At 70.5% G+C, this 23,990-nt stretch carries 19 protein-coding genes; 9 read left to right on the top strand and 10 right to left on the bottom strand.

The window, feature by feature from the left end; translation table 11 throughout:
* Nucleotides 1-60 precede the first annotated feature (60 nt).
* The 4 genes from Mth01_RS15775 to Mth01_RS15760 all read left to right on the top strand — a co-directional run bounded on the left by Mth01_RS15775 (nucleotide 61) and on the right by Mth01_RS15760 (nucleotide 6,850).
* Nucleotides 61-1,311, top strand: a complete 1,251-nt coding sequence (locus Mth01_RS15775; protein ID WP_239089703.1) for an MDR family MFS transporter — start codon at nucleotides 61-63, stop codon at nucleotides 1,309-1,311.
* 48 nt (nucleotides 1,312-1,359) lie between these two features.
* Nucleotides 1,360-3,456, top strand: a complete 2,097-nt coding sequence (locus tag Mth01_RS15770; protein WP_204016616.1) for a sensor histidine kinase — start codon at nucleotides 1,360-1,362, stop codon at nucleotides 3,454-3,456.
* 59 nt (nucleotides 3,457-3,515) lie between these two features.
* On the top strand, nucleotides 3,516-4,991 hold the full coding sequence (locus tag Mth01_RS15765) for a BTAD domain-containing putative transcriptional regulator (protein WP_204016615.1): 1,476 nt from the start codon (nucleotides 3,516-3,518) through the stop codon (nucleotides 4,989-4,991).
* A 65-nt stretch (nucleotides 4,992-5,056) separates the two neighbouring features.
* Entirely contained in the window at nucleotides 5,057-6,850 is a 1,794-nt protein-coding gene (locus Mth01_RS15760; RefSeq protein WP_204016614.1) for an NAD+ synthase, read from the top strand.
* On the opposite strand, the gene Mth01_RS15755 is transcribed toward Mth01_RS15760, so the two are convergent.
* The 3 genes from Mth01_RS15755 to Mth01_RS15745 form a co-directional block, all read right to left on the bottom strand.
* The gene (locus Mth01_RS15755; protein WP_239089702.1) at nucleotides 6,822-7,442 is read right to left on the bottom strand and encodes a TetR/AcrR family transcriptional regulator; all 621 of its coding nucleotides are present in this window, start codon (nucleotides 7,440-7,442) and stop codon (nucleotides 6,822-6,824) included. The genes Mth01_RS15760 and Mth01_RS15755 overlap by 29 nt on opposite strands.
* 7 nt (nucleotides 7,443-7,449) lie before the next feature.
* Entirely contained in the window at nucleotides 7,450-9,018 is a 1,569-nt protein-coding gene (locus Mth01_RS15750) for an MFS transporter (RefSeq protein ID WP_204016613.1), read from the bottom strand.
* Between the two features lie 69 nt (nucleotides 9,019-9,087).
* Nucleotides 9,088-10,299, bottom strand: a complete 1,212-nt coding sequence (locus Mth01_RS15745; RefSeq protein ID WP_204016612.1) for an MFS transporter — start codon at nucleotides 10,297-10,299, stop codon at nucleotides 9,088-9,090.
* Nucleotides 10,300-10,442: 143 nt separating this feature from the next.
* Here Mth01_RS15745 and panB point away from each other — a divergent pair, with 143 nt between their 5' ends.
* Nucleotides 10,443-11,312 (top strand): 3-methyl-2-oxobutanoate hydroxymethyltransferase, encoded by an 870-nt coding sequence (panB, locus tag Mth01_RS15740; RefSeq protein ID WP_204016611.1) that lies wholly within the window; start codon nucleotides 10,443-10,445, stop codon nucleotides 11,310-11,312.
* 95 nt (nucleotides 11,313-11,407) lie between these two features.
* Here the strand turns inward: panB and Mth01_RS15735 are convergent, their stop codons facing one another.
* From Mth01_RS15735 to Mth01_RS15725, 3 genes are read right to left on the bottom strand one after another with little or no spacing between them, the layout of a single operon-like run.
* Entirely contained in the window at nucleotides 11,408-12,592 is a 1,185-nt protein-coding gene (locus Mth01_RS15735) for a trans-sulfuration enzyme family protein (RefSeq protein ID WP_204016610.1), read from the bottom strand.
* Nucleotides 12,593-12,616: 24 nt separating this feature from the next.
* Nucleotides 12,617-13,315: an NADPH-dependent F420 reductase gene (gene npdG, locus Mth01_RS15730; protein WP_204016609.1), complete on the bottom strand. Its 699-nt coding sequence runs from the start codon at nucleotides 13,313-13,315 to the stop codon at nucleotides 12,617-12,619.
* A 22-nt stretch (nucleotides 13,316-13,337) separates the two neighbouring features.
* Entirely contained in the window at nucleotides 13,338-14,474 is a 1,137-nt protein-coding gene (locus Mth01_RS15725) for a lipase family protein (protein ID WP_204016608.1), read from the bottom strand.
* 160 nt (nucleotides 14,475-14,634) lie between these two features.
* Between Mth01_RS15725 and Mth01_RS15720 the strand changes: the two genes are divergently transcribed.
* Together Mth01_RS15720 and Mth01_RS15715 are read left to right on the top strand one after the other, a co-directional pair.
* The gene (locus tag Mth01_RS15720; RefSeq protein ID WP_204016607.1) at nucleotides 14,635-15,216 is read left to right on the top strand and encodes a hypothetical protein; all 582 of its coding nucleotides are present in this window, start codon (nucleotides 14,635-14,637) and stop codon (nucleotides 15,214-15,216) included.
* 20 nt (nucleotides 15,217-15,236) lie between these two features.
* On the top strand, nucleotides 15,237-15,515 hold the full coding sequence (locus Mth01_RS15715) for a CBU_0592 family membrane protein (RefSeq protein ID WP_204016606.1): 279 nt from the start codon (nucleotides 15,237-15,239) through the stop codon (nucleotides 15,513-15,515).
* A gap of 4 nt (nucleotides 15,516-15,519) precedes the next feature.
* Here Mth01_RS15715 and Mth01_RS15710 read toward each other — a convergent pair whose 3' ends face one another.
* Nucleotides 15,520-15,699 (bottom strand): hypothetical protein, encoded by a 180-nt coding sequence (locus Mth01_RS15710; protein WP_204016677.1) that lies wholly within the window; start codon nucleotides 15,697-15,699, stop codon nucleotides 15,520-15,522.
* Nucleotides 15,700-15,741: 42 nt separating this feature from the next.
* On the opposite strand from Mth01_RS15710, the gene map reads away from it, so the two are divergent.
* Nucleotides 15,742-16,590: a type I methionyl aminopeptidase gene (gene map / locus Mth01_RS15705; protein ID WP_204016605.1), complete on the top strand. Its 849-nt coding sequence runs from the start codon at nucleotides 15,742-15,744 to the stop codon at nucleotides 16,588-16,590.
* Between the two features lie 46 nt (nucleotides 16,591-16,636).
* Here map and Mth01_RS15700 read toward each other — a convergent pair whose 3' ends face one another.
* Genes Mth01_RS15700 through Mth01_RS15690 form a run of 3 tightly spaced genes read right to left on the bottom strand, consistent with a single transcriptional unit; the run spans nucleotide 16,637 to nucleotide 20,571 of the window.
* Entirely contained in the window at nucleotides 16,637-18,631 is a 1,995-nt protein-coding gene (locus Mth01_RS15700) for a cytochrome c oxidase assembly protein (RefSeq protein ID WP_239089701.1), read from the bottom strand.
* A complete protein-coding gene (locus tag Mth01_RS15695; protein WP_204016604.1) occupies nucleotides 18,628-19,236 on the bottom strand; it encodes a copper resistance CopC family protein in 609 nt (202 codons plus the stop codon). Before Mth01_RS15695 ends, Mth01_RS15700 begins: the two co-directional genes overlap by 4 nt.
* A gap of 36 nt (nucleotides 19,237-19,272) precedes the next feature.
* Nucleotides 19,273-20,571, bottom strand: a complete 1,299-nt coding sequence (locus tag Mth01_RS15690) for a helix-turn-helix domain-containing protein (protein ID WP_204016603.1) — start codon at nucleotides 20,569-20,571, stop codon at nucleotides 19,273-19,275.
* A 455-nt stretch (nucleotides 20,572-21,026) separates the two neighbouring features.
* On the opposite strand from Mth01_RS15690, the gene Mth01_RS15685 reads away from it, so the two are divergent.
* The coding region (locus tag Mth01_RS15685; protein ID WP_308440804.1) for an AfsR/SARP family transcriptional regulator at nucleotides 21,027-23,990 on the top strand (2,964 nt) is incomplete at its 3' end.

The following is a 23,990-nucleotide window of genomic DNA, read 5'->3' as shown; positions in this document are numbered from 1 at the left end:
CCCCCTGAGCGGCCGTAAAACGATTGGCGTCGCCTGAGCGGATTGACCAAGGATGGGCCCGTGACGACTGTGATCGACGGCTTCCTCCGGTCGAGGCTCGGCGGCCTTCCCCGGCCGTTCTGGGTGCTGTTCGCCGGCACCATGGTCAACCGGCTGGGCACGATGGTGGGGCCGTTCATCGGCATCTATCTGACTCAGACCCGTGGTCTGTCGCTCGCCGCGACCGGCCTGGTGCTGACGATGTTCGGCGTGGGGTCGATGCTGTCCCAGCCCCTCGCCGGGTGGCTCGCCGACCACTTCGGCCGCCGGGTCACCCTGACCGGCGGCATGACGGCCACCGCGATCACCATGCTCGTCCTCGGCTACACGACCAGCATCGCCGGCATCGTCGCGGCGATGCTCGTGCTCGGCCTCGTGATCGACGCCTACCGTCCGGCCTCCCAGGCGCTCGTCGCCGACCTGGTGTCCCCGGAGGACCGGCCGCGGGCGTTCGGCCTGCTGTTCTGGGCGGTCAACCTCGGGTTCGCGATCGCCATGGTCTCCGGCGGATGGCTCGCCCGTTCCGGCTTCACCCTGCTCTTCTGGGTGGACGCCGTCACCTGTCTGGTCTTCGGCGTGCTGGTCTGGCGGGCCGTCCCGGAGACCCGCCCGGCGACCGCACAGGCCCGGGGCGGAGGATTCCGCGAGGTCCTGCGCGACCGGCTCATGGTCGCCTTCGTGCTGACCAGCCTGCTGTACGGCATGGTCTACACCCAGGCGCACACCACGCTGCCGCTGGCGATGACCGGCCAGGGCCTGCCCACCAGCGCGTACGGCACGGCGATGGCGGTGAACGGGGTGCTCATCGTGGTCGTCCAACCGATCATGAACACCTGGCTGGCGCGGCGCGACCCGGCCAGGTGGCTGGCCGCCGGCTACGCCGTCGTGGGCGCCGGATTCATGCTGCACGCCCTGATGTCGTCGCTGGCGGGACACGCGGCTGCCGTCATGGTCTGGACGCTGGGCGAGGTCCTCACCGCGGGGATCCCGGGGGCGATCGTGGCCGCCCTGGCCCCCGCGCACCTGCGCGGCCGCTACTCCGGCCTGTACGGCTTCGCCTGGTCGGCGGCCACGCTGCTCGCGCCCCTCGCCGGGACCCGGCTGCTCGCGGTCGGCCCGGGACTGCTGTGGCCGGTGATCGGAGGGCTCGCCCTGCTCGCCGCGGCCGGGCAGCTCGCGCTGGGGCGGGCCATCCGCCGCCGCGGCGCCGCCGCGGCGCCGCGCGAGGATGCCCAGGACGCGGACGCCACGCACGCGACCACGAAAGCGTGATCCTCCGGTGGGCAGGATGGAACGCGCCAGTACATAATCCATCCAACTATGGACGAGAACTCCCCGGTTTTCCCCGCGCGGGCGGTCGCCTGGGTCATGGCCGCGGCCGCGCTGGTCCTGACGATCGTGGGGATTTCGGTCCAGCTCCGGATCCCCGCCGAGTGGCAGCCCCGGCCGCCGCTGAACCCGGACTTCGGCGTCGCGCTCACGTTCCCGCTCACCGGGGCGGTCCTGGTGTCCCAGCGGCCCCGGTTCCGCACGGCCTGGCTGATCTGCGTGGGCGGCCTGTTCGGGTCGGGGAACGTGGCCTTCACCGCGCTCATGTTCCATTGGGCCGCGCAGGACCAGATGCGGGCGGCCATCGTCGCCCGGGCGGTCCAGCTCGTGTGCTGGGCGGCGGCCGGCCTGCTGCTGGCCATCTTGGTTCCGCTGTGCTCGCCCACCGGCCGGCTGCCCTCGCGCCGCTGGATCCCCCTCGCCGTGCTGGGCGTCGCCGCCACCGCCGCCGAGGCCGGGCTCGCCCTGCTGCGGCCCGACCCCGACCCCGCCGCGTACCCCTGGCCGGAAGTGATCCACAACCCGCTGGAGATCCGGGCCCTCCTCCCCTACTACCAGCCGGCCCAGACGGTCCTGCAGTACGTCATCAGGTTCTGCGTGGTCGCCTCGCTGGCCTCGCTGGCGCTGCGGCTGCGCCGCGCCGACCCGGTCACGCGGCGGCAGATCGCCTGGCCCCTCACCGTCTTCGCCGGGTACGTCGTGTTCTACCTGCTGGGTCCGGACTGGTGGATCCCGGCGACGGTGTGGACGGCGCTCATCCCGTTCGCGATCCTGTTCGCCGCGCTGCGCTACCGGTTGTACGGCATCGACACGGTAATCAGCCGGACCTTCATCGCGGCCGGGCTGCTGGCCATGATCAGCGCCGTCTACTTCGGGGTGGGGGCCGTCTCCAGCCTTGTGGCCTCCGGCTACCACCAGGTGGCCGGACTCGCGGCGGCCCTGTTCGCCGGCGCCTTCTTCCAGCCGTTGCGCCGCACCCTGCAGCGCGTGATGGACCGCGCGCTGTACGGCAGGGTGGGCGACCCGGCCCTGCTCGCCGAACGGCTGACGCAGGAGGTGCGGCGGGCCGACCCGGCCGACGCGCTGTCCGCGGTGGTCACGGTGGTGCGGGACGGCCTGGCCGTCGACGGCGTGGCCGTCGAGATCGCCGACGGACGGCCGCGGTACGTCGAAAGCGGCGAAGTCGGCCCGGACGCCAGACGGATCCCGCTCGTCTGGCACGGCGAGCCGGTGGGACGGCTGCTGATCGGCAGGCCGGGGGCGCGGCGGTTCGCCGCCGCCCACGACGAACGGGTGATCGCGACACTGCTTCCGCATGTGGCCGACGTGGCCCACGCCGTACGGATGGCGGCCGATCTGCAGCGGTCACGCGAACGCATCCTCGCCGCCAGGGAGGAGGAGCGGCGGCGGCTGCGCCGCGACCTGCACGACGGCCTCGGCCAGACCCTCGGCGCGATGGCCATGACGATCAACATGGCCAGGATGAGCCTGACCAGCTCCCCCTCCGCCGCCGACGGGCTGCTACGGGATCTGCGGGCCGGCATGGACGCGGTCACCGGCGACATCAGGGAGCTGGTGTACGGCCTGCGTCCGCCGGCCCTCGACGACCTCGGCCTGGCGGGAGCCGTACGGGCGCTGGCGGAGGAGACTCTCCCCGCGGCGCCTTCTCTCCCCGCGGCGTCGGCCACGGGATCGGAGAAGGCGCCGCGGGTCGAGGTTCGGCTCGGTGACGAGATGACCGAGCTGCCCGCCGCCGTGGAGGTCGCCGTCTACCGCATCGTCCAGGAGGCGCTGAACAACATCCGCAGGCATGCGAGGGCCACCCGGGTGGTGATCACGGCGGAACGGCGCGGGACCGCCGGGGCGGGGAGCGACGGCGCAACGGGGAGCGACGGCTCAGCGGGGAGCGACGGCGAACTGCGCGTCCGGGTCGCCGATGACGGCATCGGCCTGCCGCACCACGTCCAGGCGGGGGTCGGCCTGTCGTCGATGCGGGAGCGGGCCGCCGAGCTGGGCGGCAGTTGCGTGGTGATCTCCCCCGACACCGGCGGCGCCGTCGTGGAGGCCCGCTTCCCGCTGACCGGCTGACCGGCCGACCCCGGGGCCGGACGTGGGCGGTGTCCCCCGGCCGTACGCTTACCGATGCCATGGTGATATTTCGTGCTCTCGGGCCTCTTGAGGTAATTGTCGAGGGCGAGACGCTCGACCTGGGCGGGCTGCGGCAACAAGCCGTGCTCGCCCGGTTGCTCGTGGCCGGGGGGCGTGCCGTACCGATCGGCATACTGATCGACGAGCTGTGGCCGGGCGAGCCCCCGGCCCAGGCGCTGTCGACCATCCAGGGTTACGTCTCGCGTCTGCGGCGGGTGCTGGAACCGCATCGGGCGCCACGGCAGGAGGCCGGCGTCCTGGTGTCGGCGCCGCCGGGGTACGCGCTGCGCGCCCGGCCGGAGGACGTCGACTGCTGGTGGTTCGAGAACCTGGTGAAAGTCGACCACGGCGGCGATCCGGCCGAGACGCTCGATCGGATGGAGAGCGCGCTCGCTCTGTGGCGTGGCCCGGCGCTCGCCGAGTTCCAGGACCTGCCGTGGGCGCAGGCGGAGGCGCACCGGCTCGACGAGCTCCGCCTGCTCGCGGTGGAACGGCGTGCTGATGCCGCCGTACGGCTCGGCCGTACCGACTCGCTCATTCCCGACCTGGAGGCCCACGCCTCGGCGCACCCACTCCGTGAGGAGGCCTGGCGGCTGCTCGCGCTCGCGCTCTACCGGGCAGGGCGGCGCGGGGACGCGCTGGGCGCGCTGCACCGTGCCAGGGAGGTGGTGCGCGAGGAGCTGGGCCTGGATCCCGGGCCCGCGCTCCAGCGGCTCCAGCAGGACATCCTCGCCCAGGCCCCGCACCTCGACGACGCCCACCTGACCCCCGCCACGTCCCCTGCGCCCGCGCCGGAACCGGCCCCGGACCTGGAGACGCGCGCGCCGCTGCGCGTGCTGATCGCCGACGACCAGGGGCTGGTCAGGATCGGGCTGAAAGTGATCCTCGCGAGCGAGCCCGGCCTCGAGCTCGCGGGCGAGGCCGAGAACGGCGAGCAGGCGATCGCGCTGACCATGGCGACCCGGCCGGACGTGGTGCTCATGGACATCCAGATGCCACGCCTGGACGGCCTGGCCGCGGCCCGCCGGATCCTCGCCTCCGGAGCGCCGACCAAGGTGATCATGATGACCACGTTCGGCACCGGCGAGAACCTCTACGCGGCGCTGCGGGCCGGGGTGAGCGGCTTCATGCTGAAGACGTCGCCGCCCGAGCAGCTCATCGCCGCGATCCGGGCGGCCGTCGCCGGCGACGCGCTGCTGGACCCCGCCGTCACCACACACCTCATCGCCGCCTTCGCCGGGCGCAGCGACCCCGGCGTGCCCCAAGGCCTGTCGGACTCCGACGTCGACCGGATCAAGCTGGTCGCCCGGGGCTTCACCAACCGGCAGATCGCGATGACACTGGGCGTGCCGGAGCGGGAGATAGCCCACGAGATCACCGGCCTGCTGCGGCGGCTGGAGTTGGTCGACCGGGCGCAACTCGTGGTGCTCGCCTACGAGAAGGGCCTGGTCAGCCCCGACTCGGCCGGGACCTGAGCGGCATCACAATCCGACTTATCGTCGCTTTGACGACAACAATTCGCACGATTTAGGGTGGACCCGTGGCTCAACTTCGCATCGCGCTCGCCCAGACCAATCCCGTCGTCGGCGACTTCACCGGCAACGCGGACAAGCTCGTCGAGTGGACCCGCCGGGCCGCGGAGCGCGACGCCCACCTGGTCGTCTTCCCCGAGCTGTTCCTGACCGGCTATCCGGCCGAGGACCTGGTGCTGCGCTCGTCGTTCGTCGAGGCGTCGCGGTCCGCGCTGACGGCGGTCGCGGCCCGGCTGGCGGCCGAGGGTCTCGGCGGGCTGCCGGTGGTCGTCGGCTACCTCGACCGGACCGACGGCGACAGAACCGACGGCGACCGGGCCGACGGCGGAGGAAAGCCGCTCAACGCGGCCGCCGTCCTGCACGGGGGCGAGGCGGTGATGAGATCGGCCAAGCATCACCTGCCGAACTACGGCGTGTTCGACGAGCACCGCTACTTCGCGCGCGGCAACCGGTTACCGATCTTCCGGCTGCACGGGGTCGACGTGGCCATCGCGATCTGCGAGGACCTGTGGCAGGAGGGCGGCCCGGTCTCGGTCGTCGCCGAGGCCGGCGCGGGGCTGCTCGTGGTGCCGAACGGCTCGCCGTACGAGACGGACAAGGACGACGTGCGGCTGGAATTGTGCGCGCGGCGGGCCAGGGAGGCGGGCTGCGCGCTCGCCTACGTGAACATGGTCGGCGGCCAGGACGAGCTGATCTTCGACGGCGACTCGCTGATCGTGGACGCGCGCGGCGAGCTGGTCGCCCGCGCCCGGCGGTTCGAGGAGGAACTGCTGGTAACCGATCTCGATCTGCCCGCGTTGCCCGAATTGCCCGCGTTGCCCGCGTTGCCCGAGGGGGCCGCCGAGCCCGGCGATCCGCGGATGGGCCCGCGGGACGACAGCGAGATCACCGTCGAGCGGCTGGTGCTGTCGGCCGCGCCGGTCGAACCGTACCGGCCGGAGCCGCCGCTGATCGCCGAGCGCCTCGACGACCTGGCCGAGATCTACCAGGCGCTGGTTCTCGGCCTGCGCGACTACGTCGCCAAGAACGGTTTCAGGTCGGTCATCCTCGGGCTGTCCGGCGGCATCGACTCCGCGCTGACCGCGACGATCGCGGCCGACGCGATCGGGCCCTCGCGGATCCATGTGGTGCTGATGCCATCGCGATACTCCTCCGACCACTCGCTCGCCGACGCCGAGGAGCTCGTGCGCCGTCAGGGACTGAACGCGCGCGTCATTCCGATCGCGGACATCGTCACCGCCTTCGAGAAGGAGATCGACCTCAGCGGCCTGGCCGCCGAGAACCTCCAGGCCCGGGTGCGCGGGATGCTGCTGATGAGCCTGTCCAACGAGCACGGCCACCTGGTGCTGACGACCGGCAACAAGAGCGAGCTGGCCGTCGGATACTCCACGCTGTACGGCGACTCGGCCGGCGGCTACGCGCCGATCAAGGACGTGCTCAAGAGCCTGGTCTGGAAGCTTGCCGAGTGGCGCAACGCCCAGCCCGGCGACCCGCCGATCCCGGAGAACTCCATCACCAAGGAGCCGAGCGCCGAGCTACGGCCCGACCAGCGCGACACCGACTCGCTCCCGGCGTACGACGTGCTCGACCCGTTGCTGCGCGACTACGTGGAGCGGGACATGGGCCGCGACGAGCTGGTCGCGGCCGGCCACGACCCCGAACTGGTGGCGCGCATCCTCCGGCTGGTGGACCTGGCCGAGTACAAGCGCCGCCAGTACCCGCCGGGCCCCAAGATCACCTCAAAGAACTTCGGCCGGGACCGCCGCCTGCCCATCACCAACCGCTGGCGCGAAAGCCGGTGAGGGCTTCGTCCACTATGCGTTCGGCCACGTCCTCGGGCGGCTCGACGCCGGATCTGTGCCACTTCGTGTACCACATAATGGCCCCGGAGAGGATGGCCATCGCCATCTCCTCGTCGAGGTCCGCGCGCAGCTCGCCGGTCTCCATCCCCCGGCGCAGGACGCCGCGCAGGGCGGTCCTGCGCGGTTCGAGGGCGATCTCCCGGAACCGCTCCGCCAGGCGGGGGTGCCGCTCGGAGTCGCTCATGGCGATGTTCATGATGCAGCGGGTGCGCTGGTGGCTCGACTCCTCGCGAAGCACCCGGAGATAGGTCACCAGATCGTCCCGGACCGACGTGCCGGACAGCGGCGGGATCGGCGGCTTGAGCGTCGCCAGCGCGTCGACGACCAGGTCCTCCTTGTTGGACCAGCGCCGGTAGATGGTGGTCTTCCCGACGCCGGCGCGTGCCGCGATCGCTTCGATGGACAACTCCGCCACGCCGATGCCCTCGCCGAGCAGGTCGAGGGTGGCGTCGACGATCGCCTTCTCCGCCTTCTCGCTGCGCGGGCGGCCCGCCGGGCGGGCCGTGCCTTCAGCCGTCTGCCGCATGTTCATCGCCCGTTCACACTACCGCCGCTTCTCTCTCGGGTTCGGCCTTCGTCACCACCGGCGACACGGCCTGAGCCGTACGGCCCGGCATCCAGCGGGCGACCACGAACGTGCCGATCAGAGCGACCGCGGCGGAGCCGAGGGCGGCCCAGTGCACGCCTTCGACGAACGCGTCGTTCGCCGCGTCCATCAGACTCGCGCCGTGCGGGCCGAGGCGGCCCGCCACGCCCGCGGCCCCCGAGATCGACTCGGTCACGAGGTGGCGGAGCTGCTCGGGAACGGCACCCGCCCCGGCCTCCATGCCGCCCCGGTAGACCGCGGACAGGATCGCGCCCAGGACGGCGATGCCGAGCGTGCCGCCGACCTGCCGGACGACGTTGCTCATCGAGGACCCCACGCCGGCCTTCTCCCTGGGAAGGGCGTTCATGATGGCGGTGGTCGCCGGGGGCATGAGGTTGGCCATCGCGGCGCCCTGGACGAACCCGAGGACCAGCAGGATCCAGATCGGGGTGTCCACCTCGACCAGCGCGTACGCCGCCAGGCACAGGGTGATCACCACCATGGCGGCGGTGCCCAGCGCCTTCGCGCCGTACCTGTCCACCATCCGTGCACTGGCCGGCGAGAAGATCAGCTGGGCGATCGCGAACGGCAGCACCAGCGCCCCGGACTCCAGCGGGGAGAATCCGCGGACGATCTGCCAGTAGAAGGCCAGGAAGAACATCACGCCCATCGCCGAGAAGAACACCAGGCCGACGCTGGAGATGGCGGTCGTGAAGGCCGGGTTGCGGAAGTGGCGCACGTCGAAGGCCGGGTGATCGATCCGGCTCTCGTACCAGACGAAGGCGGCGAGGATCGCCAGGCCCGCCAGCGACGGTACGACGACGGAGACGTCGGCGACCGTGCCGAGATCGCTGATCCGCACGATGCCGTAGACGAGACTGACCAGACCGACGATGGACAGCAGGACGCCGACCGGGTCGAGGCCGACCTTGTCCGGGTCCCTGGAGTCCGGCACCAGCGCGGTGATCAGCGCCAGGGCGACCAGCACGATCGGGACGTTGACCAGGAAGACCGAACCCCACCAGAAGTGCTCCAGCAGAAGACCGCCGGTGATCGGGCCGATCGCGATCGCGATGCCGACGCCGCCCGCCCAGATGCCGATGGCCTTGCCCCGCTCGTGGAACGGGAAGACGTTCGAGATGATCGCCAGGGTGGCGGGCATGATGGCCGCGCCGCCGAGCCCCATCAGCGCCCGCGCGCCGATGAGCTGCATCGGGTCCTGGGCGTAGGCGCTGACCAGCGACGCGAGGCCGAACATCGCCATGCCGGTCATGAGCATCCTCTTACGCCCGTACCTGTCCCCCAGCACCCCGAAGGTGAACAGCAGACCGGCGAACACGAGCGTGTAGGAGTTCATCGCCCACTCCAGCTCGCTCTGGGTGGCCCCCAGGCCGTGGACCGGGTCCGCGATCGTCTTGATCGCCACGTTGAGGATCGTGTTGTCCAGCACGACGGCCAGCAGGCTGAACACCATCACGCCGAGGATCTGCCATCGGCGCGGGTGCCCGGAATGCGGTTCCATGTAACCCCCGTTACTTCGCTGCAAAATTTCGATACGAATGAGTTTCGCAACGGGAGCGTAGCGCAACTGCTATTCGATACGCAACGGGACCGTTTCATAATGTGGGTCGGCCGGTGACGTGGCCCGCACGCGCTGGAACGGCACGGCCACCAGGACCAGCAGCACGCCGACGGCTCCCGCGACCCCGAGCGCCCAGGCCGGGCCGTGCGCGTCGAGGATCCCGCCGACGACCGGGCCGGCGCACGCCCCGCCGACGGTCAGGAACATGCCGTGCAGGCCCATCGCCTCCCCCCGCGCGGCCGCCGGAACCCGCCGGTTCACCGCGTCCACCGTCGCGGACATCGCGGGAGCGCACAGCACCCCGGCCGGCAGCAGCGCCGCGAACAGCCACCACCACGGGCCGCCGACCAGCCCGACGGGCGCGGTCAGCGCGCACATCGCGCCCATCATCACCAGCGGCGGCAGGCCTCGTGGCAGCCCGCCGTACACGAAGCCGCCCACCAGCGAGTAGGCGCACCAGACGCCGAGCACCAGGCCCGCCCAGGCGGTCGCGTCGTCGGCCTTCAGCATCGCGACCACGGACAGCTCGGTCGCGGTGAGCACGAACGTCAGCGCGGACACCGCGCCGAGCAGCGTGACCAGGCCCGGCCGCAGCCACTGCCGCCTCGGCACCGCCGCCTCCCCGGCGGCGGACTCCTCCGGCGAGCGGGTGGGCGGGTTCAGCAGGTAAAGCCCCACACCGGAGCCGACCAGACCGGCCGCCACCCCGTACATCGTCGCGGTGCTGGAGAACGCGGTCACGCACGCGACGGCGAGGGCGGGACCCACCATGAACGACAGCTCGACGGCCATCGAGTCGAGGGCGAACCCGGTCTGGTGACGCTCGGGTGGCACCATCGCGGCCAGGCACTGCCTGATCGCGCTGAAGACGGGCTGGGTGAACACCCCGGCCACCAGCGCGCCGGACACCAGCGCGGGGAACGGCAGAGCCGGGGCGGCGCACCAGAAGCACAGCTGGACGACCGTGGTGACGGCCATCACCGGCCGCAGGCCGCGCCGGTCGACGAACCGGCCGGCGAGCGGCGAACCCGCCGCGGCCCCGAGCATGCTCATCGCGCCGACCAGGCCCGCCTGGAAGAACCCCAGCCGCTGGGTGTTGAGCACGTGCAGCGTGAGGGTCATGCCCGTGCCGGTCAGCGGAATCCTGGCGACCAGGCCGACCAGCAGCAGTGTGCGCACGCCCGGCAGTGCCAGCACCCGCCGGTAAGGTTCAATTGCCATGTTGGTTACTTACCTCCGCAGGGCATTGTGCCGTGCGGACCCGACACATCAGTCACACCGGGGGGTGTTCTATCCATAGCCGACATGCAATGATCTGACTGTCCGGGGACGCCACAGGGGCGCCACGAGGCCTGGAGGTAACCATGTCCTCTGAATCCGCAGTTTCCGCTGTTCCAGCCGTTTCCAGCCCGCCCGCCGCCCTCTACGGCGGTGCGTCGAAGCGCAGGGTCACGGTCCGCGACATCGCGGCGGCCAAGGAACGGCACGAGAAGTGGCCGATGGTCACCGCGTACGACGCGATGACCGCCGGAGTGTTCGACGAGGCGGGCATTCCGGTGATGCTCGTCGGAGACTCGGCGGCGATGGTCGTCTACGGTTACGACTCGACGCTGCCCGTCACCGTCGACGACCTGATCCCGCTCACCGCCGCGGTGGTCCGCGGCTCGTCACGCGCCATGGTCGTCGCCGACCTGCCGTTCGGCTCCTATCAGGCCTCCCCCCAGCAGGCCCTGGAGACGGCCGCACGCTTCATGAAGGAGGCCGGGGCGCACGCCGTCAAGCTGGAGGGCGGCCACCGGGTGCTCCCCCAGGTGGAGCTGCTCGTCTCGGCCGGCATCCCGGTCATGGCCCACCTCGGCCTGACCCCGCAGTCGGTCAACGCGCTCGGCGGCTACCGTGTGCAGGGCCGCGGCCAGGCCGGCGACGAGCTCATGGCGGACGCCAAGGCGCTGGAGCACGCGGGCGCTTTCGCCGTCGTGCTGGAGTGCGTGCCGACCGACCTCGCCCAGCGGGTCACCGCCTCGCTGAGCATCCCCACCGTGGGCATCGGGGCGGGGCCGTACACCGACGCCCAGGTCCTCGTCTGGCAGGACCTCATGGGCCTCACCCCGCAACCGGCGAAGTTCGTCAAGAAGTACTTCGACCTCGCCGGCGAGATGGACCGGGCGGTACGGGCGTACGCCGACGAGGTCGTCGCCGGCGTCTTCCCCACCCCCGACCACAGCTACCGCTGAGTCGTCACCGATCGAGCAGGGTGGCCGGGTCCGTGTTGGAACCGCACACGATCACGGCCACCCTCTCGCCGTCGCCGGGCACGTAAGCGGGGCGCTCACGCCGCACCCCCGCCGAGAGCCTGGTCGAAGTCGGCCCACAGGTCCTCCGCGTGCTCGATGCCCACGGCGACCCGGACCGTCCCCTCACCGATCCCCGCGGCGGCCAGCTCGGCGGGGCCGAGCGACCGGTGCGACGTCGTCGCCGGGTGCATGACCAGCGTCTCCACGCCGCCGAGCGAGGGCGCCAGCAGCGCGAGCCGTACGGCACGCATGAAGGCCTCCCCCGCGGCACGCCCGCCGGTCAGGTCGAACGAGAAGACCCCGCCGAAATCGGGCAGCAGCTTGGCGGCCAGGCCGTACGACGGGTGGGACGGCAGTCCGGGCCAGTGGACGGCGGCCACGGCGGGATGCTCGGCGAGCCGCGTGGCCAGCACCCGCGTGTTGGCGCAGTGCCGCTCCATGCGCAGCGGCAGCGTCTGAAGACCCCGCAGGACCAGCCACGCCGCGAACGGGTCGGCCGTCACTCCGAGCTTCACCGCGTATGACCAGACCTCGCGGTACAGCTCGGCGGAGGCGAAGACCGCGACGCCGGCCAGGACGTCGGAGTGGCCGGACAGGTACTTGGTGGCCGAGTGGACGACCACGTCGACGCCGTGCTCGATCGGGCGGCACAGCACCGGCGAGGCGAAGGTGTTGTCCACGACCGTGACGAGCCCGGCCTCGCGCGCCGCGTCGCACATCCCCGGCAGGTCGGCGACCTGCGTCATCGGGTTGGCGATCGTCTCCAGGTAGAGCAACCGGCTGGTGGGCCGTACGGCGGCGCGCACCGCCGCCGGGTCGTCCTCCGGCACGTAGGTGATCTCGATCCCGAAACGCGCCGCCAGGTCGGCCAGCATGGCGGCGGTGCCGCCGTACAGCGCCCGCTGCGCGATCATATGGTCGCCCGGCCTGAGCAGGCCGAGCAGCACCGAGTTGATCGCGCCCATCCCCGAGCCGGTCCCGACTGCGGCCACACCGCCCTCCAGACCGGCGACGGCCTCCTCCATCGCCCGAACCGTGGGGTTGGAGTGCCTGCCGTAGACGAAAGCGCCGTCGGGGCGGCTCATCCCGTCCGCGAAGACCTCCGGGTCCGCCAAGGCGAATCCCGAGGTCTGGTAGATCGGCGTCGAGATCGGCCTGCCGCCGTTCAGATCGGGTCGGGGGAGATGGACCGCACGTGTTTCCGGATGAAGAGGGCTCATGCCGTCAAGGCTAGGACGTGATCCTCACACGTCGGTGATGCGGAGGCCGGCGTGCGCCTTGTAGCGCCGGTTGATCGAGATCAGGTTCGCGGTCAGCGCCTCCACCTGGTGGGCGTTGCGCAACCGGCCCCCGTACACGCCGCGGAACCCGGGGATGCGCGCGGCCAGCGCCCGCACGGTGTCGGTCGCCTCGCGGTCGTCGCCGAGCACGAGCACGTCCAGGTCGATCCGGTCGACGGCCGGGTCGAGCAGCAGCACCGCCGAGACGTGGTGGAAGGCCGCGACCACGCGGCTGCCGGTCAGCACGGCGGCCGCCTGCTGGGCCGCGCTGCCCTCCTCGACGGGCAGGGCGTAGGCCCCCTGCTTGTCGAAGCCGAGGGGGTTGACGCAGTCGATCACGATCTTGCCGTCGAGCTCGTCGCGAAGGGACTCCAGCAGGGCTCGGTGGCCGTCCCAGGGAACGGCGACGATCACGATGTCGGCCTCGGCCGCGACGACCGCGTTCTCCGCGCCCCTCAAATTCTTACTTTGGGTCCGCGCTCCCGGAGCGGCCACGCTCCCGGCCGCCTCCTCGGCCCGCTCCGCGCTGCGCGAGCCGATCAGAACGGGGTGACCGGCCAGCGCGAACCGGCGAGCCAGTCCCCTGCCCTGGTCGCCGGTCCCGCCGAGGATGCCTATGGTCAGCCCGCTGACGTCGGGGAGATCGATGTTGTGCTCAGCCATAAGGCCAGATGATGCCAGCCCGCTAACAGTTGTCCACCACCGGGAGTCCCAGTACGCGGGAGGCCAGCCACCCGACGGCCAGCGGCGCGCCCTCGACCGCGCCCAGGACGTGGCTCCCGGCGGGCAGGCCGGCCCACAGCACCTTCGCGCCGCCCGCGCAGTACTCGTCACGCAGCGTCCGCCCCACGCCGTACGGAATGATCTCGTCGCCCTTGGCGTGGTAGAGGAACATCGGCACCCGGGGCATGGATGCGCCCAGACGGTTCTCCTGGAGTCGCGCCTGCCACTCCGGCAGGTGCATGACGTCGGTCGTCGTCAGTTCGGCGAGGCGCCGTCCGGCGAGCCGGTCGCGCAGGTCGGCGACGCAGGCGTTACGCGCCTCGGCGAACAGCGCGGCTCCCTCGGGGGTGAGGTGGCTGTTCAGCGACAGTTCCGGGTAGGCGGCGTCGAGCCCGGCGCCGGCCGCCGCGGCGAGCCCGAAGTCCGCGGTGCCGTCGAGGTGCTCGCCCACGGCCAGCAGGTCCGCCGGCACTCCGCCCGCCGCGACGCCTTTGAGCCGCAGCTCAGGGGCGTACGACGGCTGGAGCTGGGCCGCCCACCCGGCCGAGGCGCCGCCCTGCGAGTAGCCCATCACCACGACGGGGGCATTCGCGGACAGACCCGCTCCGGGCACCCTCGCCGCCGCCCTGATGGAGTCGAGTACGGCATGGCCCTGGGAGACGCCCACCATGTAGGTGTGGTCACCCGGCGTGCCGAGCCCCTCGTAGTCGGTCACGGCGACCGCCCAGCCCTTGAGCAGCATCAGGCTGATGATCGCGAGCTCGGCCTCGGTGCCGCGCGCCATGGCCGCCGAGGGGGCGCACTGGTCGCCCATGCCGTGGGTCCCCACGGCGTACCCGGCGATCGGCCGCTTGCCGAGCGAGTGGGCCGACCTGGGCACCAGCAGTGTGCCCGAGACGATGTTGGCGGCGCCGGTCGCGGAGGTGGACCGGTAGCGCAGGTGCCAGGCCTTCACCGGCACCTCCAGCAGCTTCCCGGGCGCGAGATAGACGGTGGTGGGAACGGCCTCGACGACGTCTCCGGCCGAGGCCGCCTCAGCGGCGGCGCCGCCCACCTTGGGGCCGAGGAGAGCCGGCAGGAGTAGGAGTGCCCCGATCATGGGCATGACGGCGCGAACGCGAAGGTGCATGTGCCTGCCTTCCGGCAACTGGTTTACTGTTCGACGACGCGCCGTTGGGCCGATCGTTACTTGCAGGTAACCCGTTGTCAAGAACCCGATTGCCGGGACCGCACCCCGTGTTGTCAGGCACCATGGCCGCATGGACGCCGCATCCGTGAGCCTGCTCCGCGATCTGCTCGCCGGCTCTGGCTGGGTGGAACGCACCCGCGAACTGGGGCTGGCGCTACAGGCCACCCGGTCACCCGGCGGGCTGCTCGTCGTCGGCACACCCGACGAGGAGCCCTGGCATGTCGCCGCACACCTCGACGACGAAGCCGGGCTGTCCGGGCTCCCCCAGCTCGCCCCCACCCTCGTGCGCTGGGAGCCGCCGGTGAACGCGCCGCCCCACCTGCGTGTCGGACTGGACCGCTTGCGGGACGCCCGGCGCGGGGAGACTCTCTTCGTGGTCACTGAACAGCAGGCCCCGGTGCCGCTGCTGGAACGGGTCGACGACGCGCGGCGCACCGGCGCGACGATCCTCGCCCTGGACGGCGGTGACCCGGATCTCGAGTCGCTGGCCCACGACGCGATCGCCTTACCGCCCGACGGCGGCGGGCCGCTGAGCTTCGACGGCGCTCAGCATCTCGTCAGCATGGCGGCCGGGGAGACTCGGCGGCTCGGCCTACGGGAGCGGCTCGCCCGGTTCGCCGACCGGATCAGCGGGCCGCGGGTGAACGAGTGAGCGAGTGAGGGAGCGTGACGATGTCCACTCTCATCACGATCATCGGCATGATCGGGGCCGTGGTGCTCCTGTACGGCTACGCGATGGTGTCGGCGCGGAAACTGGCCGGGGACGGGCTGCCGTACCAGTTGCTCAACCTCGGCGGCGGGATCGCACTGATGATCAACAGTGCGTACCATTCGGCCTGGCCGTCCGCGATCCTCAACATGGTGTGGGGCGGGGTCGGGGTCGTGGCCATCGGCCGGGTCGCGGCCAGACGCGCGGCCGGGCACGCGGCGGGGAGGCGGCCCGGCCCGTGACCGGTCAGTCTCCTTCCCACTCCCTGTCCTGCTCCGCCCAGGCCTTGTCGCGTTCCGCCGCCCGCCGCAGGGCATGGGCGGCGACGTCCTCCGACTCGTAGGGGCCGAGCCGGTCCTTGTTGGGGCATCCCTTCTCGGGTTCGACTCGCATGTGCTTCAGGCAGAACCACCATTGATCGCTCACGCCCTAATCGTGCCCCCTCGCGGCGGAACTAGACTTGTCCGCATGACGACGCTGCTCCGCCCAGGGCGTATCTCGCCCACCCTCAAGGTCCCCGCCCATATCGTCCGGCCGGAGTACGTGGGGAAGGCCGAACCCAAGAGGGGCGACAGCGACGTCCAGACCCCGGAGACCATCGAAAGGATGCGGATCGCCGGACGTATCGCGGCGCAGGCCCTGGAGGAGGTCGGCAAACACGCCGTCCCCGGCGTGACCACCGACGAGCTCGACCGCATCGGCCACGAGTTCCTCTGTGACCACGATGCCTACCCCTCGACGCTGGGCTACCGCGGCTATCCCAAGTCCCTGTGCACCTCCATCAACGAGGTGATCTGTCATGGGATCCCGGACGACACCGTGCTGCGGGACGGCGACATCGTCAACGTGGACATCACCGCCTACATCGGCGGCGTGCACGGCGACACCGACGCGACGTTCCTGGTGGGCGAGGTCGACGAGGAGTCCCGGCTGCTGGTCGAGCGGACCCGTGAGGCGATGATGCGGGCGATCAAGGCGGTCGCCCCCGGACGGCAGCTCAACATCGTCGGCCGGGTGATCGAGGCCTACGCCAAGCGCTTCGGGTACGGCGTGGTCCGCGACTTCACCGGCCACGGCATCGGCGCGGCCTTCCATTCCGGACTGATCGTCCCGCATTACGACGATCCGTCCCTGCCGGTGACCATGGTGCCGGGGATGACGTTCACGATCGAGCCGATGCTCACGCTCGGCACCATCGACTACGAGATCTGGCCCGATCAGTGGACGGCCGTGACCAGGGACCGCAAGCGCACCGCCCAGTTCGAGCACACGATCCTGGTCACCGACTCGGGCCGCGAGATCCTCACGCTCCCCTGACCGGTCATTCGGGCCTGTGGACCCTGACGGTGAGATCGGGGAGCCGCTACTCCGCCGTCGCGTCCCGCTTGTTCAGCTTGTCCAGGTAGTCGTTGTAGGCGTCGAGATCCGCGTCACCGGTGCCGCCGGTCTTCGCGGCGACGGCGTCGGCCCGCCGCTCGGCCCGGCGGGCCGCCCGATCGTCCGCACGCCACCACTGGAAGCCGAGCGCCAGCAGCACGATCAGCGTCGGGACCTCGCCGAAGGCCCAGGCGATCGCTCCGCCGGTCTCCTGGTCCGCCAGGGAGGAGACCCCCCAGGTCCGGCCGAGTTGACCGTAGTAGTCGGCGGCCAGGACGGCGCCCATGCTCATCACGGCGATCCCGAAGAACGCGTGGAACGGCATCGTGACCATGAGCAGCAGCAGACGCCCGAAGTGGGGCAACTTGTTCGGCGCGGGGTCGACCCCGATGATCACCCAGAAGAACAGGCTGCCGCTGAGCAGGAAGTGCACCATCATCGCGATGTGCCCGATGTGCTCCTGCATCGCGGAGGCGAACAACGGAGTGAAGTACAGCGCGAACGTGGAGACGATGAAGATCGCCGTCGCGATGGCGGGATGAGTGAAGAACTTGACGACCCGGCTGTGCAGGATCACCGTGATCCATTCACGGGGCCCCCGGTCGCCCTTCCGTACCGCCGGCCTGAGCGCGCGCAGCGCGAGCGTGACGGGCGCGCCCAGCACCAGGAAGATCGGGATCAGCATCGAGAGGATCATGTGCTGGGTCATGTGCACGCTGAACAGCACGGGCCCGTAGCGCGCGACACCGCTCTGGGTCGTCAACACCAAGATCACGATGCTGAGGAGCCAGCTGACCGTGCGTCCCCACGGCCAGCGGTCGCCGCGGCGGTAGAGCCGTACGACTCCGGCGACGTAGAGCCCGGCCAGCACGACGGCGAGCGCGGCGAAGAACAGGTCGAGCCACCACAGCGCCAGCAGGTTGCCCAAGGTCAGTGGAGGCGGCACCAGGTAGCCGAGCAGCTCGAACGCCCGGTCCAGCGGCACCTCGACCGGCGGCGGAGCGGTGCGCGACAGCGCGACGGCCAGGCCCATCGTGGCCGCCATCACCAGGATCTCACCGAGCGCCAGTGCCAGGAACGCGTGCGGCTCGCCGGAGGCCAGGCGGGGCAGGGTCCGCCTGCGATGCCGCCATCCCACGAAGCCGAGCAGCACGAACGCGGCGATCTTGGCCAGCAGGATCAGGCCGTACGACGAGGTGAACAGGGCGTCGACCGAGGCGAGCCGGGCGGCGACGCTGGCGAGGCCGGACACTCCGACGCCGATGAAGCACCATAACGCCATGCGGGAGAACCGGTCGGCCGCGACGGCGAGGTGACGTTCTCCACGCAGCGCGTGCACGGACAGGACGGCCAGCCCACCCACCCACGGTGCCAGGAACAGCAGGTGGAACGCGACCGAGGTGGTGGCGAGCCCGTGGTTGGGCGACGAGGCGGAGTGACCGGTGAGGGCCGGCGGGAGGAGCGTCACGAGCGCGAGGGCCAGCAGTCCGGCGGCGACACCCGCGGTGATCGCGTTCCGGGCGAACAGGGCGATGGCGACGCCGAAAAGAACGACAAGCGTGAGCGCGACACCCTGTGATGTCTGGCTCGCGTAGCTGGTCAGCATGGCACCGTCGATGAGCTCGCTGACCGGCTGGCCGAACGTGTTCGAAGCGCCGAAGACCAGCGCACCGGCCGCCCCCGCCGCCCAGGCCAGCGCCGTCCAGGAGGCGGCCCTGACGTACAACTGGGCGGCCTCGCCGAGCAGGCCCTTGTCGCTGGGCAGGAAGGTCGCGGCGGCGGCCAGCAGCCCCACGGTCAGCACGCCGGAGACGTCCACGGTGAGCTTCGAGATGGGCAGCATCCACCGGGTGACCATGCCCTCGTCGGGCAGGCCGGGAATGATCCGCGGAGTGGCCGCGCCGCTGAGGATCATCGTGATCGCCAGGGCGCCGACCGCCGCGCACAGCGCAGCGACGGTCAGGCGCGCGGCCCGGTTCACGGCCTCTTCCGCAGACTGAGGAACAGTCCGATGCCGACTCCGGCGACCCCGAAGATCACGGCCCAGGCCCAACCGGGAATGGTCGTCTCCTGAGCGTCCTGAGCGTCCTGAGCGTTCTGGGCCACCGACGTGGCCGCCGGGGCGGCCTCGCCGGAGCCCCCTTGGGCGCCTTCGACGCCCTGTGGGCTTTCAGACCCCTGGGAGCTCGCGGAATCCGGCACGGCCTCCGACGCACCGGGCGAGCCGATCACGGTGAAGGGGATCTCCCCCTCCACCGGGTGCCCGTCGGTGGAGACGACCCGCCAGGCGATCGTGTACTTGCCGGGGGGCACCGAGGGCAGGACCGCCTGGGTCACCTTCGGCCCCTCGACGACGGGAGCACCGCTCTCGTACCGCTTGCCGCCCGGGCCCTGCACGACCACGACGGGGAAGCGCACGGACTCGGTGAACTCCAGGGTCACCTTGCTCAAGGTCTGAACCTGGGCGTTCTTCGCCGGATCACTGCTCCTGAGCGAAGTATGGGCCCACGCCGGGAGGGCGAGCACCACTCCCAGCGTCAGCGTCACGATCAACCCGGCGACGGTGGCGAACGAGTATTTTCTCATGGCACCCCCAGGCTACCGAGCCCGGTGGCCGGTCCGTCAAAGGCCCACGCAGGCAAGGGCCCGATGGTAGGCTGCCGCGCTCGCCTCGTGATCGCCCAGGCGGCCAAACGTCTCCGCGGCGGCCTGCCAAGTCTCGGCGGCCTTTCGCGTCGCGGGGAGACGCTCCAGGCATCCGGCGGCCGAACCCAGCTCGGCGGCCGCCTCGTCATCCTGGCGTCGCATCCAATACGCCTGCCCCAGCACCAGGTGCGCCTCGGCGAGCAAGGCCTTACTCGTCCCATCAGCCGCGATCACGAAGGCGGCGTGCGCATGATCGACCGCCTCATCCGGGTGGCCCAGCGTCATCTCCGCTCGCGCGAGGTAGAGCAACGCCTGGGCGATGTCCCCTCTGGCCGCAGCGGACTCCTTCAACTCCGACAGCACGCGCAGGAGCAGATCCCGGGCGGCTGCCACCTCTGCCGGTCGCACGCGGTAGAGCAACATGGCATAGGCGCTGCGAAGTCGGGCGAGGTTGCGCGGCTCGCCGTTCTCCGACTGGATGGCCATCGCGCGTTCCACCAGGGCCATGGCCTCCTCACCCGACCCCAGCAGGTCGGCCGTCACCGCGGCGTTCCAGCAGGCGGCGACGATGGCACGGGGAGTACCCAGTTGCTCGGCCGCCGACAGAAGTTCGGCCGCGAACTGCCTGGCGCGAAGCAGGTCACCGCGATCGAGGTAGACCGACAGAAGCGTCGACCCGAGCTCGATCAGGTCGTCGTTCCACTGCGGGCTGTTGGAGGCCAACCCGAGCGTCTCTTCGCCGATCCGCACCGCTGCCGAGAAGTCCCCGAACTCGCGGTGGCAGCGGCAGAGGGCGAGAGCGATCTGAACACGGCGTTCCGGAGACTGCCCCTCGGTCTCGTCCTCCCTGAGCGAACTCAGAACGGAGATCGCCTCCGGAAGGTCTCCACAGGCCTCGGCGGCCAGTGCATACCCGTATCTGGCGTCCTGCCTCAGCGACGCCAGGCCCGCCAGGCTGTTGTCCTCCAGAAGCTCCGCGTACCGACTCCTCGCCTCGGTCACCTCTCCGTTCTCCAGAGCGAGTCGCGCGAAGCGCAGCCCCAGCTCGAGGTCCTCCATCTGCTCGGCCGTGACGCCGTTGACCAGGAAGGTGAGCGAGCAGTCCAGTTTCTGGGCAAGCAGTTCCAGGACAGCGGGGGTCGGCGTCCGCTTTCCACTCTCGATCAAGGAGACGTAGCTGTCTGACAGTTCCGGATGGGCGAGCTGTGCCTGCGAGAGACCGCGCTGCCGACGGATCATCTTGATCCGCTCGCCGACCAAACCTTGACTGGTCACATGCACCTCTAGAGAGAATGTAGATCTGACAGTCAGTCCCTCACGAAAGAGACTCTCATGCGCCGCTTCGCACTGCTTGCCCTGACTGCCCTGATATCGGTTGGCCTGGTTACTGCAGGCAATGCTACGTCCGCCAGCGCCTCCACGTCACCCATGCACCTCAGCGCCGTGACGACCTGCTGCTGACCGAGCCGACTCGTTGCCCGTAAGGACGACACCCCGCCTCGTGCTCACCCGCTGGCCCTACTCGGGGGGCAGATGCCGGGGCGGGGTCAACGCCGCGATATTCGTGGCGGGTTGCACGCGACTCCGATCTGGTCGCACGCGTAGGCCCTACGCCGATTCATTGTGCGCACCTGCGATGCCGGAGTCCACACCATCCCGAGAAACTAGACGGCATCTGGATCTACGGAATACGGTAACTCCGCACCAACCGTCATCTCCTTCTATGGCGGATGCGGCCATGGACTTCCCCGACCATCACTGAATGCGCAACCCTTCACATGGAGATCCGCAGGCGTATGGATATGGCTGGCGAGTACGAAGAGTCCCAGCATCCGGCCCACCGTTTCCATGTACTTGGTCCCGTGACCGCCTGGCATCGGCGACGCCGACTGGATCTCGGAGCTCCGCTCCAGCGGGCCACCCTGTGCATCCTGGCCGCCCGACCGGGTCAGATCGTGGCGAAGGAAACTCTCATCAGCGGATTATGGGGGGAGGCTCCCCCCAAAACCGCATCCCAGAGCATCTATACCTATATCGCCGGACTCCGGCGAGAACTGGAACCGGATCGAGGACCTCGCGGTCCTTTCGCCCTGCTCGTGAACAGGTCGGGAGGATACACGCTGTCACAGGGGCGGTTTCAGATCGACTCCGAGGAGTTCGAGCACGGCATCGCCAAGGCCCGTCGACTTCGCGCCGAAGACGACCGCCAAGAATCGCTGCGCGCAATGGACGCCGCACTGGAACTCTGGACTGGGCGGGCGCTGTCCGGAATTCCCGGCCCATTCGCCGAGGCGGAACGGGCCCGGCTGGAGGAGCTCCGCCTGATCACGGTTGAGGATCGCGCCGACATCCTGCTCGGACTGGGCCGTCATCAGGAAGCTCTCCCGGCATTGCATGACCTGGTCGGCGAACACCCCCTCCGGGAACGGGCTCGGGAACTGCTGATGCTGGCGCTCTACCGCTCCGGTCGGCAGGCCGCTGCGCTGGACGCCTACCTGGACTTCCGCCGACTCCTGGCGGAGCGGCTCGGGGTGGATCCGGGTGAGAGCCTGCAGAGGCGCTATCACGCGATCCTGCGAAGCGACCCGACGTTCGACTCGGCCGACCCCGATCAGGGACAGATCAGGCTCGACTCCCGGTCACCGCTTCACGCGGGAGATCCCGAGGTTCCGGTGCCGCGTCAACTCCCCCGCGCCATGGACGGGTTCGTGGGCCGGACCGATGAGTCGGTGCGGCTGCGTGCACTGCTGGCTCCCTGGGAGGGCGGCCCGCCGCAGGCCGTGGTCGCCATCACCGGTCCCGCGGGAGCCGGCAAGTCGGCGATGGCCGTTCAGGCCGCCCACGCCGTCGGCGATCACTTTCCGGACGGCCTGCTCTACGCCAACCTGCTCGGCGCGACGCCGGGGGTCGAGCGGTTGAAGCCGATCGACCTGCTCGGCAGGTTCCTGCGCGCGCTCGGCGTGCGCGCCGAGGCCGTGCCGCATGAGGTCGACGAGGCGGCGGCCATGCTGCGGGACACGCTGGCCGGGCGGCGCGTCCTCGCCGTGCTCGACGACGCGTCCGGCCCCGATCAGGTGCGCCCACTGCTGGATCTGCCGTCGGGGAACGCGGTCCTGATCACGAGCCGGGAGTCGTTCGCGGCCGTGGACAACTGCGCTCAGGTACGTCTCGGCATGATGGTCCGCTCGGAGGCGGTCACCATGCTCGCCAAACTGATCGGTGCGAGGCGGGTCGCGGCGAACCCCGCCGCGGCGGCCCGGCTGGTGGATCTCTGCGACGGCCTGCCGCTGGCCCTGCGACTGGCCGCGGCACGCCTGATCGACCGGCCGCATTGGGAGGTACGACACCTGGTCGAGCGGCTCGAAGACCGGGGCCGGATCCTGCACGAGCTGGAGTCGGGGGACATCGCCGTACGATCGAGCCTGGAGCTGAGTCATGACACGCTCTCGCGCAGCTCCCGCCCGATCGATCGCACGGCCGCTCGTACGCTGCCCCACTTGGGCGTCCTCCACGTGCCGGATGTGACCCCCCACGTCGTCGCGGCGCTTCTCGACGCCCCCGTCGATCTCGCCGAGCGAGCGCTGGAACGCCTCGTGGAGGCACACCTCATTGAGTCGCACGAATGCGACCGCTTCCAGCTTCACGATCTGGTGCGTCTGTTCGCGATGGAGCTGGCGGAAGACCACCTGTCACAACAGCTCCGGTCGGACGCGCTCAAACGGACGCTCGGCCAGTACGGAACGACAGTGCGTCTCGCCATGACGCTGCTGGACCCACACCGTGTCCTGGCTCCCTGGCCCGAGGTCGAGCAGGAACCGGTGCCACTCACCGATGGCCAGGCCGCCTACGCCTGGCTGGAGCGTGAGCGGGCGAACATTCTGGCCGCCGCTTCGCATGCCATGTCATCAGCGGACGACGCAGTCGCCCGCATGGGCGTATACATAGGTTTCTCGCTAATGTGGCACCTGTACCGCGCGGGCCATCGAAACGACAATCTGTGGATCAATCAGCAGGCACTCCGCACTGGACAGCGCCTCGGCGATCAGGAGCTCACGGCACTGGCCCACGGCCATGTCGCGATGGCGTTGGGGCTGGTGGGACGCCCGTCCGAGGCGGTGGCCCACCATGAAATCGAGTTGGGGCTTCACCGCGACCGGGCGGACCGATTCGCGGAGATGCGAGCGCTCGGCAACCTGAGTGCCGCCTACCTCCTCCTGGAGCGGTACGCGGAGGCCCTCGAATCCTCGCGGATACAACTGGCGATTGCCCGGGAGATCGGTACGGCTGTAGGAGAACGGCATGCGCTTGGCATGCTCGGTAGCGCCTACCGGGGACTCGGTGATCTCACGTCCGCCACTGCAATGCTGGAAGAGGCACTGTCGATGGCGCGTGCGGCGGGCGACCGATTCCAGGAGGCCTCGTCCCACCGTTTCCTGGCCAAAGTCTGGCTCCAGCGCAAGGATCCGCGGTCGGCGAAGCACCACCTTAAGGAGGCGCTCGCCCTGACCCGAGCAGCTAAGGACCGCGATATCGAGCCGGAGTGCCTCACTCTGCTGGCCAAGGCCAACTGGCTCCTCAATCGGCCGGAAGATGCGTTGGCCTGTGCCCGAGAGGCCATAGTGATCGCACGGGCGACCGCGGACAAGCGTTCCGAGGACAAGGCGGCCCGGGAGTTGGCCGCCATCCAGGAGGCA

Origin of the sequence: Sphaerimonospora thailandensis, from assembly GCF_016863115.1 — a bacterium.
Taxonomy (GTDB): Bacteria; Actinomycetota; Actinomycetes; order Streptosporangiales; family Streptosporangiaceae; genus Sphaerimonospora; species Sphaerimonospora cavernae.
Note: the sequence above shows the minus strand (reverse complement) of the source record. Positions and strands in the feature narration are given on the sequence as shown.

What these genes read in the sequence shown, in the direction of transcription:
- Mth01_RS15770 (WP_204016616.1), top strand. Translation starts at nt 1,360, where the DNA reads ATGGACGAGAACTCCCCGGTTTTCCCCGCGCGGGCGGTCGCCTGGGTC.
- Mth01_RS15765 (WP_204016615.1), top strand. Translation starts at nt 3,516, where the DNA reads ATGGTGATATTTCGTGCTCTCGGGCCTCTTGAGGTAATTGTCGAGGGC.
- Mth01_RS15755 (WP_239089702.1), bottom strand. Translation starts at nt 7,442, where the DNA reads ATGAACATGCGGCAGACGGCTGAAGGCACGGCCCGCCCGGCGGGCCGC.
- Mth01_RS15750 (WP_204016613.1), bottom strand. Translation starts at nt 9,018, where the DNA reads ATGGAACCGCATTCCGGGCACCCGCGCCGATGGCAGATCCTCGGCGTG.
- Mth01_RS15745 (WP_204016612.1), bottom strand. Translation starts at nt 10,299, where the DNA reads ATGGCAATTGAACCTTACCGGCGGGTGCTGGCACTGCCGGGCGTGCGC.
- panB (WP_204016611.1), top strand. Translation starts at nt 10,443, where the DNA reads ATGTCCTCTGAATCCGCAGTTTCCGCTGTTCCAGCCGTTTCCAGCCCG.
- Mth01_RS15735 (WP_204016610.1), bottom strand. Translation starts at nt 12,592, where the DNA reads ATGAGCCCTCTTCATCCGGAAACACGTGCGGTCCATCTCCCCCGACCC.
- npdG (WP_204016609.1), bottom strand. Translation starts at nt 13,315, where the DNA reads ATGGCTGAGCACAACATCGATCTCCCCGACGTCAGCGGGCTGACCATA.
- Mth01_RS15725 (WP_204016608.1), bottom strand. Translation starts at nt 14,474, where the DNA reads ATGATCGGGGCACTCCTACTCCTGCCGGCTCTCCTCGGCCCCAAGGTG.
- Mth01_RS15720 (WP_204016607.1), top strand. Translation starts at nt 14,635, where the DNA reads ATGGACGCCGCATCCGTGAGCCTGCTCCGCGATCTGCTCGCCGGCTCT.
- Mth01_RS15715 (WP_204016606.1), top strand. Translation starts at nt 15,237, where the DNA reads ATGTCCACTCTCATCACGATCATCGGCATGATCGGGGCCGTGGTGCTC.
- map (WP_204016605.1), top strand. Translation starts at nt 15,742, where the DNA reads ATGACGACGCTGCTCCGCCCAGGGCGTATCTCGCCCACCCTCAAGGTC.
- Mth01_RS15695 (WP_204016604.1), bottom strand. Translation starts at nt 19,236, where the DNA reads ATGAGAAAATACTCGTTCGCCACCGTCGCCGGGTTGATCGTGACGCTG.